Origin of the sequence: Janthinobacterium sp. RA13, assembly GCF_000745325.1 — a bacterium.
Taxonomy (GTDB): Bacteria; Pseudomonadota; Gammaproteobacteria; order Burkholderiales; family Burkholderiaceae_D; genus Janthinobacterium; species Janthinobacterium rivuli.
On record NZ_JQNP01000001.1, the window covers coordinates 1,230,137 to 1,243,470 of the forward strand.

The window sequence follows — 13,334 nt, forward strand, 5'->3', positions numbered from 1 at the left end:
CCACCACCTCCTGCATCTTAGGATGTCAACAACCAATATCTTTGATCCGCCTCAATCGTGGCCAGCTTGATTTTCAAGCTACTTTCATCTGTGCGCTGGCGCGCTTTGCACTACCTTGCGCCTGCGGAAAATGCCCCAAGGCTGTTATGCTAACGCACGCTATGCTTGACCACCAGAAATCTTGCATTTCAATTAAAATTGATTTTTTCGCGACAGCCTTCCACGGACATAATGAATACCAAGACCCCGATCGACTCCTTCAGCTTTCGCCGCATCCTCGCCCGCAATGTGACCTTGCCGCTGGTCATCGGGGTCATCACGGCCCTCGTGTTTGTCGGCCTGATCGCCTACCTGCTCTCGGCCCTGCGCTCGGTCGAGCATTCCGAACGCGTGATCGGCAATGCGAATGAAGTCATGAAGCTGTCGGTCGACCTGGAAACGGGCATGCGCGGCTATTTGCTGACGGGCGACGAAACGTTCCTGGCCCCGTATAAATCGGGCAAGGCAAAGATCGCCGTCGAAATGACCACCCTGCTGGATCTGGTGTCCGACAGCCCCATCCAGGTGGACCGCTTGCGCCGCATCCGCGCGCTGCAAGGCCAGTGGCTCGATTACGCGGAAGCCGTGATCGCCCAGCGCCGCAACAACCAGGAATTCCTCGCGCGCGTGCGCCAGGGCGAAGGCAAGCTCGAATTTGACGAAATCCGCCGCGAATTCCTCACCTTCCTGTCCATGGAGCAGCGCTTGCGCCAGGAGCGGGCCGATACGGCCGAAAGCCGCACCATGCTGGCCGTCGTCGTGTTCCTCATCCTCAGTCTGGGATTGTCGGGCCTGCTGGCCTACCTGGGACGGCGCGAACTGCTGCGCCTGTCCGACATCTACAACGATGCGCTCGAGCAGCGCGGCAAGGATAACGACGTGTTGCAGGAGCAAGCCTGGCTGCGCACGGGGCAGACGGAGCTGGCGGCCCACACGAGCGGCCAGCTGGGCTTGCCGCAACTGGGTCGGCACGTGCTCGATTTCCTGGCCCACCGCCTCGACGTGGCCATCGCCACCCTGTACGTCGTCGACGAGGATGGCAGCCTGCGCCGCACGGCCGTGTACGGCTTCAACGATCAGGGTGTGAAGGACAAGCAAGTCTTCAAGCTGGGCGAAGGCCTGGTGGGCGAGACGGCGCGCGAAAAGCGCCTCAAGCATGTGCAGCAAGTGCCCGAGAATTACCTGACCGTGACGTCAAGCCTGGGCCGCGGCACGCCGCTGGAACTGGTCTTGACGCCGGTCAACAACGAAGGCGTCGTCAACGGCGTCATCGAGCTGGGCTTTACGCATCCCGTCAGCGCCCGCGCCAAGGAATGGCTGAACCTGATTGCCGCGAATGTCGGCACCTCGCTGGAAGCGGCCCTGTACCGCCAGCGCCTGCAAAACGTGCTGGAAGAAACCCAGCAATTGAATGAAGAACTGGAAGTGCAGCAGGAAGAACTGCGCACGGCCAATGAAGAGCTGGGCGAGCAGTCGCGCGTGCTGGAGCAGTCGCAGGCGCACCTGGAAGAGCAAAAGGCGGCGCTGGAGCAGTCGAACGAGCAACTGGCCGTGCAGGCGCTGTCGCTGGACCAGAAAAACATGGCCATCGGCGAGGCGCACGCCCAGCTGGAAGCGCGCGCGGAAGAGCTGCAGCGGGCCAGCCGCTACAAATCCGAATTCCTGGCGAACATGTCGCATGAGCTGCGCACGCCGCTGAACAGCTCGCTGATCCTGTCCAAGCTACTGTCGGACAACACCAGCGGCAACTTGACGCCGGAGCAAGTGACGTTCGCGCAAACCATTTATTCAGCCGGCAACGATTTACTTACCCTCATCAACGATATCCTCGACATTTCCAAGGTCGAGGCAGGCAAGCTGGAATTGACGCCGGAAGCGGTGCCCTTCAACGAGCTGCTCAGCAGCATGAAGATGCTGTTCGGCGCCCAGGCGCAGCAAAAGAAACTGGTGTTTGACGTCAAGGTGGCGCCGGACGTCCCGCCGTCCTTCGTCAGCGACCGCCAGCGCCTCGAGCAAATCCTGAAAAACCTGCTGTCGAACGCCATCAAGTTCACGGATGCGGGCACCGTGTCCCTGCACGTGAGCACGGATGCGGCCGGCCAGGTGCGCTTCCAGGTGCAGGATACCGGCATCGGCATCGCCGGCGACCAGCAGCACAAGATTTTCGACGCCTTCCACCAGGCCGACGGCACCACCAGCCGCCGCTATGGCGGCACGGGCCTGGGCCTGTCGATTTCGCGCGACCTGGCCGCCTTGCTGGGCGGCAGCATCGAACTGGCCAGCACACCCGGCCAGGGCAGCACGTTTACCCTGGTGCTGCCGGCCGTCATGCCGGAACGCGCGGTGGAAGCGGCGTCGACGCCGACGCCCACCGCCGCGCCGCAAGCGCCCGCCGCGGCCGCCGCACCCAAGGCGGCGCCTGCCGCCAAGCCCGTGCCGCTGCCCACCTTCGAGGATGACAGGAATAGCGTGCCGGCCGCCAAAACGGGCCAGCGTTCCGTGCTGGTGATCGAGGATGAACCGTCGTTTGCCGGCATCCTGTTCGACCTCGCGCATGAAATGCAATACCGCTGTCTGGTGGCGCACGGCGCCGACGAAGGCTTGCGCCTGGCCGAGGAATTCCTGCCCGACGCCATCTTGCTCGACATGGGCTTGCCGGACCGTCCGGGCTTGCTGGTCTTGCAGCAATTGAAGGAAAACCCGCTGACGCGCCACATTCCCGTGCACATCGTGTCCGGCAACGACCAGATCCAGGAAGCCATGCAGCTGGGCGCCATCGGCTACGCCACCAAGCCGCGCACGCGCGAGCAGCTGAAGGAAGTGTTCCGCAAGCTCGAATCGAAGTTTACGCAAAAAATGAAGCGCATCCTGCTGGTCGAGGACGACGAACGCCAGCGCGAAAGCGTGGTCCACCTGATCAGCGACGACGACGTGGAAATCACGGCAGTGGCGCTGGGCGAGCAAGCGCTGGAATTGCTGAAAACGCAGATTTTCGACTGCATGATCATCGACTTGAAGCTGCCCGACATCCAGGGCAACGAATTGCTCGAACGCATGGAACATGAAGAGCTGTGCTCGTTCCCGCCCGTCATCGTCTACACGGGCCGCAACCTGAGCCGCGAGGAAGAAGCGGACCTGATGAAATACTCGCGTTCGATCATCATCAAGGGCGCCCGTTCGCCCGAGCGCCTGCTCGACGAAGTCACCCTCTTCCTGCACAAGGTGGAGTCCGAACTGTCGAGCGAGCGCCAGGGCATGCTGCAACAGGTGCGCAGCCGCGAACGCGTATTTGAAGGGCGCAAGATTTTGCTGGTGGACGACGACGTGCGCAATATCTTCGCCCTGACGAATGCGCTGGAACAGCGAGGCGTGGTGGTGGAAATCGGCCGCAACGGCTTCGAAGCCATCAGCAAGCTCAACAGCGTGGACGATATCGACCTGGTGTTGATGGATGTCATGATGCCGGGCATGGATGGGCTGGAAGCGACGCGCTTGATCCGCGCCGATGGCCGCTACAACAAGCTGCCCATCATCGCCATCACGGCCAAGGCCATGAAGAATGACCAGGAAGAATGCCTGCAGGCGGGCGCATCCGATTACCTGGCCAAGCCGATCGACCTCGACCGCTTGTATTCGCTGCTGCGCGTGTGGATGCCGAAGATGGAACGCATCTGATGTCTCTGCGCACCACGGACGCGCAACTGCACGCGCTGATGGATGCGATCTATCAGCGCTACAGCTATGATTTTCGCGATTACTCCTTACCCTCGCAGCGGCGCCGCCTGAGTCAGGCGCTCGAACGCTTGCACTGCGCCGACATGCCCGCCTTGCAGCAACTGGTGCTCGACGACGCGGCCGCCTTTGGCAAGCTGCTGCAGATTTTGACCGTGCCCGTCACGCAAATGTTCCGCGACCCGGCCTTTTTCCTCGCCTTGCGCGAACAGGTGGTGCCCGTGCTGAAAACCTACCCGTCGCCGACCATCTGGGTGGCCGGCTGCTGCACGGGCGAAGAGGCGCTGTCGCTGGCCATCGTGCTGCACGAGGAAGGCTTGCTCGAACGCAGCACGATTTACGCCACCGATATCAATCCGCAAGCGCTGGCCACGGCCGCGCGCGGCGTGTATCCGCTGCACCGGCTCGATGAGTACGGCGCCAACTACCTGGCCGCCTGCGGCCTGGGCCAGCTGACCGACTACTACACGGTCGAGCATGCCACTGCGCGCTTCCAGCAGCGCCTGCTCGACAGGATTAACTTTACCGACCACAGCCTGTCCACGGACAGCGTGTTTATTGAAACGCAATTGATTTTGTGCCGTAACGTGCTGATTTATTTCAACAAAACCTTGCAGGAACGGGCCCTGGGCCTGTTCCACGACTCGCTGTGCCACCGGGGTTTCCTGGGCCTGGGCAGCAAGGAAAGCACGCATTTCACCCGCTTTGCCGCCGACTTCGAGCCATTGCCGGGTCCCGAAAAGCTCTACCGCAAGCGTGCGCCCTCGCACGCCGCTTCCCACTACGCTGGACGGCAAAGCCATGCCAGGAATGAAACATGATGAATGAAACAAGTACCAAACTGCTGATCGTCGACGACTTGCCGGAAAACCTGCGCGCGCTCAATGCGCTGATCCGCGAGAGCGACCGCAGCGTCTACCAGGCATCCTCGGGCGAAGAAGCGCTGGCCCTGCTGCTCGAGCACGATTTCGCGCTGGCCATCCTCGACGTGCAAATGCCGGAAATGGATGGTTTTGAACTGGCGCAATTGATGCGCGGCACGGAAAAGACGCGCCACATCCCCATCGTCTTCGTCACGGCGGCCGGCAAGGAAATGAATTTCGCCTTCCAGGGCTATGAAAGCGGCGCCGTCGACTTCCTGCACAAGCCGCTCGACATCAATGCCGTGCAAAGCAAGGTCAACGTCTTCGTGGCCCTGCACCAGCAGCGCAGCGAAACGCGGCGCCAGGTGCAGGCGCTCGAGCACAGCCGCCAGCAGCAGGAAGCGCTGCTGAAAGAATTGCGCGCCACGCAGGCGGAACTGCAGCGCTCGCTGCGCCTGCGCGACGAATTCATGTCCATGGTGGCGCACGAACTGCGCACGCCCCTGAACACGCTGTTTTTGGAAACGCAGATGCGCACCGTCAACCTGGAACGGGGCAACCTGGCCGCTTTCGAGCCGGAAAAGCTGGGCAAGATGGTGGCGCGCGACGGGCGGCAAATCCGCAGCATGGTGCGCCTGATCGACGACATGCTCGACGTCTCGCGCATCACCAGCGGCAAGCTGTCGATCCGCCGCGAAGCCGTCGACCTGACCTGCCTCGTGCGCCGCGTGGCGGACGACCTGGCGCCATATGCGGCCACGACGGGCAGCGTGCTGGAAGTGATGGCCTTCGAGCCCATCCACGGTTACTGGGATGCCTTCCGCGTCGAGCAGATCGTCGTCAACCTGATCAGCAATGCCGTGCGCTACGGCCAGGGCCAGCCCGTGGAAATCAGCCTGGCGCACACGCAGAACAGCGCCGTCATCGAAGTGCGCGACCATGGCATCGGCATCAACGCGCGCGACCAGGAACGCATTTTCGATGCCTTCGAACGCGTCATCCACCAGGACCGCACGGGCGGCCTGGGCCTGGGCCTGTTCATCACCAAGCAGCTGGTCGATGCGCACGGCGGCGCCATCACCCTGCAAAGCCAGCCCGGCAATGGCGCCCTGTTCAGCGTCACCCTGCCGCTGGCCGGCAGCTGAGGCCCGCATGAGCAGCACTCCCGCCCCCCGCAGCCAGGCTGGCGCCAGCGGCGTCGCCTTTTTGCTGCAGCTGGAACGCCGGCTGCGCCTGCTGCAAGACACGGGCGAGATCCTGTCCCTGTCGGCGCAGTTGCTGGGCCAGCGCCTGGGCGCCCAGCAAGTGGCGTGTTTCGATATCGACCAGACCCTGCAGTGCCCCACCCTGCAGCATGCGTGGAGCGATGGCCTCGCGCCGGGCGCCGCCGGCGAGTATTTCCTCGGCGATTACGCGGCAGGCCTGGCCGATGCGCTTGCCGCCGGCCAGGCGCTGGCCGTCAGCGACGTGGCCAGCGACCCGCGCACGGCCATACCGGCCGCGCTGGCCACGTTCGCGCGCCTGGGCATCCGCGCCTTCCTGAACATTCCCATTGCCAAGGATGGTCAGCTGGCGGCCCTGTTCGTCGTGCACAGCCGCGCTGCGCGACTGTGGCATGCGGACGAAATCGAACTGGCCGTGCAAGTGTCGGAACGGGTCTGGTCGACCATTTTGCGGGCGCGGGCGGAAGCGCGTTTGCGCACCCTGACTGCCAGCATGGAAATGCAAGTGGCCGAGCGCACGCGCGAATTCGGCCGTACCTGGAACGTCAGCCCCGATCTGCTGGGTGTGCTTAACCTCGACGGCTATTTCGAACACTCGAATCCCGCCTGGCAAGCCACTCTGGGCTGGTCGGCCGAGGAAATCCGCACGACGAAATTTTTTGAACTGATCCACCCGGACGACTTGCCGCGCACGTATGCGGCCTGGGATGCGGCCAACCAGGGCCAGCCGGCCCTGCGCTTCGAAAACCGCTACCGCCACAAGCTGGGCGGCTGGCACTGGCTGTCGTGGGTGGCCGTGCCCGAGGGCGAGAAGGTGTATTGCAGCGCGCGCGACATCACCGTGGAAAAGAAACTGGAAGCCGACCTGGCCGCGCGCAACAGCGAACGCGAGCGGCTATGGCGCAGCGCGCAAGACCTGATGGTGGCCATCGATGCCGATGGGTGCTTTGCCGCCGTCAACCCGGCCGCCGGCGCCATCCTGGGCTGGCTGCCCGAGGAAATGCTGGGCCGCAGCATCTTCGACTTCGTGCTGCCCGACGATGCCGCCGCCACGCGCCAGGCCTTGCTGCAAGTCGGCAAGGAATCCATGCCCAGCTTTGAAAACCGCTACCGGCACCGCGATGGCGGCCACCGCTGGCTGTCGTGGGTGGCGGCGCCCGAAGGCGACCTGATCTTCGCCACCGGACGCCACGTCACTGTGGAAAAAGAGGCGCAAAACACTTTGCGCAGCATGCAGGAATCGTTGCGCCACAGCGAAATGGCCCTGCTGCAATCGCAAAAGCTCGAAGCGCTGGGCAAGCTGACGGGCGGCGTGGCCCATGATTTCAATAACGTGCTGCAAATTATCTCCGGCAATCTGCAATTGCTGCAGCTGGGCCTGGATGACGACCCGCTGGCTGCCAAGCGCATCGCCAGCGCCTCGGCCGCCGTGGAACGGGGCGCCAAGCTGTCGGCCCAGCTGCTGGCGTTTGCGCGGCGCCAGCCCTTGAAACCGCTGGTGACGGACCTGGCGCAACTGCTGCGCGCGACGGAAGAACTGCTGCGGCGCGCCACGGGCGAAAGCATCGAGACGCGCTTGCTGCTGGCCGACGACTGCTGGCGCGCCCTGGTCGACCCGCACCAGCTGGAAAACGTCATCCTCAACCTGGCCATCAACGCGCGCGACGCCATGGCTGGCCAGGGCCAGCTGACCATCGAACTCAGTAACAGCGTGCTGGGCAGCGACTACGCGGCCCGCCATGCGGACGTGGCGCCCGGCGACTACGTGCAGCTGGCCTTCTCGGATACGGGCACGGGCATTCCCGCGGAACTGCTGGACAAGATTTTCGAACCGTTCTTCACGACAAAAAAGGAAGGCGAAGGCACGGGGCTGGGTTTGAGCATGGCCTACGGTTTCCTGCGCCAGAGCGGCGGCCACCTGACGGTGGACAGTTTGCCGGGCCATGGCAGCACCTTCCGCATCTACCTGCCACGCTCGCTTGAAGCGGAAACGGAACTGCCGCTGCAACTGGACGGCCCCGTGCTGGGCGGCAAGGAAACCATTCTCGTCGTGGAAGACGACGTGCAGGTGCAGACGACGGTGGTCGACATGCTACGCGGCCTCGGCTATGTCGTGCTGCGCGCCAGCGATGGCGAAAGCGCGCTGGCCATCATCGGCAGCGGCGTCCCCATCGACCTGCTGTTTACGGACGTGGTGATGCCGGGCAAGGTGGCCAGCACGGCGCTGGCGCGCCAGGCCCGCGTGCAGCTGCCGCAGCTGGCCGTGTTGTTTACCTCGGGCTACACGCAGGACGCCATGATGCAGGGCGGCCGCCTGGAGCCGGGCGTGGAATTGTTGAGCAAACCGTACCGGCGCGAAGACCTGGCGCGGCGCATCCGCCACTTGCTGGCCAACGGCCGCCACGTGACGGCCCTGCACCAGTACCGCGCGCAGCTGGCGCCGCCGCAACCTGCGCCGGCGCTGCCGGTAGGACGCCATATCCTCCTCGTGGAAGACAATGGCGACGCGCGCGCCATGACGGGCGAGCTGCTGGACATGCTGGGACACACGGTGCTGGCCGTGGGCACGGCCGAAGAAGCCTTGCCCCTGCTGGGCACGCCGGGACTGGAACTGTTGCTGACCGATATCAGCCTGCCGCGGATGTCGGGCGCCGAGCTGGCCGAAGTCGCGGCGCGCGACTATCCGCAGCTGGAAGTGGTGTTTTCCACGGGCCACGCGCCGGCCAATTCCGGCGTGCTGGACCCGCAGGCGCGCTTCCTGGTGAAACCATTTACCGTCGAGCAATTGCAGCAAGCCTTGTTGCCGCCAAGCTTGGGTGCCTAATAGACGTCGAGCCGGCGCGCCTTCAGTGCGCCGGCCAGCTCTTCCAGGCCAAACGGCTTGCGCAGGAAACGCGCACTGGCGTCCTGCATCAGGCTGGCGCCCCAGTCGTGCCCGGAAGCAAACACCACGTCCAGCTGCGGCCAGTGCGCGCGCGCATGGCGCGCCAGTTCCAGGCCGGACATGGTGGGCAGGCTGATGTCCGTCACCAGCACGTCCAGGCCCGGCATGGCCAACAGGGGCAAGGCTTCTTCGGCGCTGGCCACGCCGTGCACGGTGTGCCCCAGCATATTGAGCATCTCGGTCGTCATTTCGCGCGCATCGTCATTGTCTTCCACCAGCAGGATGCGCCGCCCGGACGGGTCGGGTGCGCCCACCAGGCGGCGGTCGGCCAGCACATGGCGGATGCGCCGCGCCAGGTCTTCGCGCTGGTACGGTTTGCTCAACAATTCAACGCCCGGATCGAGCCGCCCGCCCTGCATGATGGCGTTGTGCGTATAGCCCGAGGTAAACAATACGGCCAGTTCCGGCAGCAGCAGCCTGGCCTGCTGCGCCAGTTCCTTGCTGCTGACGGGGCCAGGCATGACCACATCCGTGAACAGCAGATCGATGGGCACGCCCGTGCCCAGCAAAGCCAGGGCCGAGGCGCCATCGTCCGCATGCAGCACGTCGTAGCCGAGGCCGCGCAGCATGTCGACCACGGTATGTTGAACAGGAGTATCGTCTTCGACCACGAGGATGGTCTCGCTGCCGCCCAGCACGGGGCCCGTCAGGCCCGGTGGCGGCTCGGCCAGCTTTTCCAGCGAACGGGGCAGATATATCTTGAACGTCGTGCCGGCGCCCGGCGCGCTGTGCACCTTGATGTGGCCCGCGCTCTGGCGGATGAAGCCGTAAGCCATGGACAGGCCCAGTCCCGTGCCCTCGCCTTCGCGCTTGGTGGTGAAAAACGGCTCGAAAATCTGGTCGATCACGTCGCGCTCCATGCCATGGCCCGTGTCGGTGATGGTCAGCAGCACGTATTGCCCTTCCAGCACGTCCGCATGCCGGCTGGCGTAGTCCGCATCGAGCGTGACGTTGCTCAAGGTAAAAGTGAGGCGCCCGCCCTTGTCCATCGCGTCGCGCGCATTGATGGCCATGTTCAGCAGCACGTTTTCCATCTGGTTCGGGTCAACCAGGGTATGCCACAAGCCGTCGCTGATGAAGGTTTCCTCGGCAATCGCCTCGCCCAGGGCGCGGCGGATCAGTTCATGCATGCGGCGCAGCAAACGGCCCAGGTCCGTCACCAGCGGCCGCAAAGGTTGACGCCGGGCAAAGGCCAGCAGTTGCGACGACAGCTTGGCGCCCCGTTCCACGGCCGAGGCGGCCGAAGCGAGGCGCCTGGCCGCCTGCGGATTGTCGGCCACCGTCAGTTTCAGCAACTGCAGATTACCCGAGATAATTTGCAGCACGTTGTTGAAATCGTGGGCCACGCCGCCCGTCAGCTTGCCGATCGATTCCAGCTTTTGCGCCTGCAATAAAGCTTGCTCGCTGCGCACCAGCGCCAGCCGCGCCTCTTTTTCATCGGTGACGTCGCGGCCGATGGCGTGGATCAGCTTTTGCGCCGGTACGGCCGTCCAGGAAATCCAGCGGTAGCCGCCATCGCGGCGCCGGTAGCGGTTTTCCATGCGCAAGGTGGGTGCGCCATGAGCCAGGCGCGACAAATCCTTCAAGGCCGCCATGCGGTCGTCGGGATGCACGAGGCTGATGAAGTCCATGCCCAGCGATTCGATTTCCGGCCGCTCGAGGATCTGGCTCCAGGCGGGATTGACGGCGATGATCATGCCGGCCAGGTCGGCCACCAGCATGATGTCGGTCGACAAGCGCCACATGCGGTCGCGGTCGGCCGTGCGGTTGGCCATTTCCACTTCCAGCGAGGAATTCAGGTAAGCCATCTTTTCCAGTACGTTCTTCTGTTCCTGCACGTCCGTATTCGTGCCCACCCAGCGCAGCACCGTGCCCGCCTCGTCGAACAGCGGCAAGGCGCGCGCCAGGAACCAGCGGTAGGCGCCGTCGCTGGCGCGGCGCATGCGGAACTCGTGCTCGTAGGCGCTGGCGGTGGTGACGGCCCGTTCCCAGCTTTTTTGCGTGGCCTGCACGTCGTCTGGATGCACGCAGTGGCGAAAACCGCTGGTGACGAGCGACTTCAGCGATTGCCCCGTGTAGTCGCAGACTTGCTCGTTGACCCAGTAGGTGGCGCCGCTGCCATGCGCCAGCCAGGCCTGGTTCGGCATGGTGGAAGCGAGTGAACGGAACTGCGCCTCGCTGTCGAGCAAGGCATTGCGCGCCTGCCAGTGTTCGTCGATATCCTCGCACGAGCCATACCATTTCACGGGCTGGCCGCGCTCGTCTTGCCGGCAATACGCACGCGAATGCACCCAGCGGTACTGGCCGTCCTGCCGGCGCACACGCATTTCCTGATCGAAAGGCTGGCCGCTGCCTACCGCTTCGCTCCAGGCCGCCAGGGAATGGGGCACGTCCTCGGGGTGGATGGCGTCCAGCCAGCTGGTGCCCAGGCCGATGCCGCCCGTCCATTCGCGCCAGCGCTGCGCCACATAATCGAGCTTGCCGTCGACATCGGCCGTCCACAGCACTTGCGTGTTCAGTTCTATGGCGTAATGAAAATGTTCGCGGCTGTCGTGCAGCGCCTGTTCCAGCTGGCCCCGCTCGATCACATGCGCGGCCACGCGCGCGGCCAGCGCCAGCAATTCGATCTCGGGTTGCGTGGGATGGCATGGCGCGGGGAAAAACAGACCCAGCACGCCCAGGATATGTCCCTTGGCGCCGAAGACGGGAGCGACCCAGCAGGCGCGGTAGCCGTGCAGCATGGCTTCCTTGCGTCCCGCGCTCCAGTGCACGTCGCGCGTGATGTCGCCGCAATACACGGGCGCGCCAGAAAAGGCGGCCGTGCCGAACGGAGAAGGCTGCTCGCCGCCGTGGCGCAGCGCCAGGCACAGGTCTTGCGGCAGGCTGGGCGCGGACAAGCCGCAAAAGCGGTCGGCCTCGTCGATGAGCACGAGGCAGGCATGCGCGCCGCCCTCGGCCAGGTCTTGCAGCGCCAGCAACAGGTGTTCCAGTGCATGGGCCAGGTCGGCGCCGGCCGCAATGCTGCCCAGCGCACTATGCTCGGCGTCCAGCAAGGAAAGAATGTTGTTTGCGTGCACCGTGTCGATAGGGGGAAAACTGATGCCCGGAATATACCATGGGGCACCCCTCTTGCAGGAGGAAAACAGCACACTGCTTGATCTCTGCGACCCTGCGGGCCTATGCTAAAGTGTTGCTCTCCTCTCAAGCGAATTCCAGCATGCCTACTTCCTTGCCATCCTCCCTGATCGCCACCGCCCTGCTCGCCTCTGTCCACGGCGCCGTCGCCGCCCCCATGAGCCTGGACGACTACCTGGCCCTGAACGGCCCGCCACCCACGGCGCAGATCGCGTATGGCCCCGCGCCGTCGCAATACGCGCAGCTGTTCCGGCCCGAAGGCAGCGGACCGTTCCCCGTCGTCGTGCTCGTGCATGGCGGCTGCTGGACGGTGGCCTTCGGCGGCATCAAGCAGATGCGCAACGTGGCCGGCGCCCTCGTGGCGCAAGGCATCGCCGTGTGGAATGTGGAGTACCGGCGCGTGGACGAGCCGGGCGGCGGCTATCCGGGCACCTACGAAGACATGCACGCGGCGCTCGACAGCCTGCAGCAGCACGCGCCCCAGTACCAGCTGGACGTGAACCGCATCGTCGCCATGGGCCACTCGGCCGGCGGCCAGCTGGTGCAATGGATCGCCGGCCGGGAAAAACTGCCAAAGACCAGCCCCCTCTACCGCGACCAGTTCCTGCCAGTGAAAAACATCGTCAGCCTGGGCGGCCTGGCCGACCTGCGCCATGAAAAGGAATTGATCAAGACCAGCTGCGAGCGCGACATCGCCCAGCTGGCAGGCAGCGCCAGCACCGACCGCCCCGACATCTACAGCGACACCAACGCCGCCGACCTGATCCCCAACGGCAGCCGCACCGTGCTGATCACAGGCGAGCTCGACACCATCTCCCCACCCCGCGTGGCGCACGATTACGCAGCGAAAGCTGTGAAGGCCGGTGACCATGCGGAGGTACTGATTTTGCCGGGGGCCAGTCATTATGACGAGATTGCGGCCACGTCGAATGCTTGGGGGATGATTTTGGTGGTGGTTCGGGGGATGTTGGGGATGGAGGGAGGAAAGGTGCTGTAAAGGAGGCTACGTTTGCATCAAACCGCATCTGGCATAGACTCTGGGTGGGTTACAATCCGACAAGAACGTCCGTAAAATAAAAATAATAAGAAAGAGGTGCTGCCATCCAAATTGACTTTCCTTGGTTAAAATTTCTATTATTTTTTTCGCTTACATGCACGCTGATTGGCTGGCTGCAGTATCGACATAGCGGCTACGCTTCCCCTGTAGAATTGATCTTGTTTTATCTCGGCAAAGAATTAGCCCCATTTACACTACTGACCACACCAATTCTTCCATTGCATTTTTTTGGAAAAGTCTTTACAAACGGCTTTGTAGCGACCAAGAAATTCTATTTTTCAGAAATTACTCTAATATTACAATGCTAGGAATACGCTTCCCACGGCAAAAAAGCTATTTAG

General features: G+C 63.6%; 6 protein-coding genes. 5 read left to right on the forward strand and 1 reads right to left on the reverse strand.

The window, feature by feature from the left end; translation table 11 throughout:
* Positions 1-231: 231 nt before the first annotated feature.
* The 4 genes from FG13_RS05220 to FG13_RS05235 are packed head-to-tail and all read left to right on the forward strand — an operon-like array spanning position 232 to position 8,681.
* Positions 232-3,714 (forward strand): response regulator, encoded by a 3,483-nt coding sequence (locus tag FG13_RS05220; protein ID WP_035819023.1) that lies wholly within the window; start codon positions 232-234, stop codon positions 3,712-3,714.
* Positions 3,714-4,592, forward strand: coding sequence for a CheR family methyltransferase (locus FG13_RS05225; protein ID WP_051958573.1), 879 nt, complete (start codon positions 3,714-3,716; stop codon positions 4,590-4,592). Before FG13_RS05220 ends, FG13_RS05225 begins: the two co-directional genes overlap by 1 nt.
* Positions 4,589-5,779 carry a hybrid sensor histidine kinase/response regulator gene (locus tag FG13_RS05230; protein ID WP_035819025.1) on the forward strand — a complete coding sequence of 397 codons (1,191 nt, stop codon included), beginning with the start codon at positions 4,589-4,591 and terminating at the stop codon, positions 5,777-5,779. Before FG13_RS05225 ends, FG13_RS05230 begins: the two co-directional genes overlap by 4 nt.
* Positions 5,780-5,786: 7 nt before the next feature.
* Positions 5,787-8,681, forward strand: a complete 2,895-nt coding sequence (locus FG13_RS05235; RefSeq protein ID WP_051958576.1) for a hybrid sensor histidine kinase/response regulator — start codon at positions 5,787-5,789, stop codon at positions 8,679-8,681.
* Here FG13_RS05235 and FG13_RS05240 read toward each other — a convergent pair.
* Positions 8,678-11,878, reverse strand: a complete 3,201-nt coding sequence (locus FG13_RS05240) for a PAS domain-containing protein (protein WP_235211670.1) — start codon at positions 11,876-11,878, stop codon at positions 8,678-8,680. The genes FG13_RS05235 and FG13_RS05240 overlap by 4 nt on opposite strands.
* A gap of 140 nt (positions 11,879-12,018) precedes the next feature.
* On the opposite strand from FG13_RS05240, the gene FG13_RS05245 reads away from it, so the two are divergent.
* On the forward strand, positions 12,019-12,933 hold the full coding sequence (locus tag FG13_RS05245; RefSeq protein ID WP_035819029.1) for an alpha/beta hydrolase: 915 nt from the start codon (positions 12,019-12,021) through the stop codon (positions 12,931-12,933).
* Positions 12,934-13,334 lie beyond the last annotated feature (401 nt).

Excerpts from the sequence above, each read along its gene's own strand:
- FG13_RS05225 (WP_051958573.1), top strand. The coding sequence starts at position 3,714 with ATGTCTCTGCGCACCACGGACGCGCAACTGCACGCGCTGATGGATGCG.
- FG13_RS05235 (WP_051958576.1), top strand. The coding sequence starts at position 5,787 with ATGAGCAGCACTCCCGCCCCCCGCAGCCAGGCTGGCGCCAGCGGCGTC.
- FG13_RS05245 (WP_035819029.1), top strand. The coding sequence starts at position 12,019 with ATGCCTACTTCCTTGCCATCCTCCCTGATCGCCACCGCCCTGCTCGCC.
- FG13_RS05220 (WP_035819023.1), top strand. The coding sequence starts at position 232 with ATGAATACCAAGACCCCGATCGACTCCTTCAGCTTTCGCCGCATCCTC.
- FG13_RS05230 (WP_035819025.1), top strand. The coding sequence starts at position 4,589 with ATGATGAATGAAACAAGTACCAAACTGCTGATCGTCGACGACTTGCCG.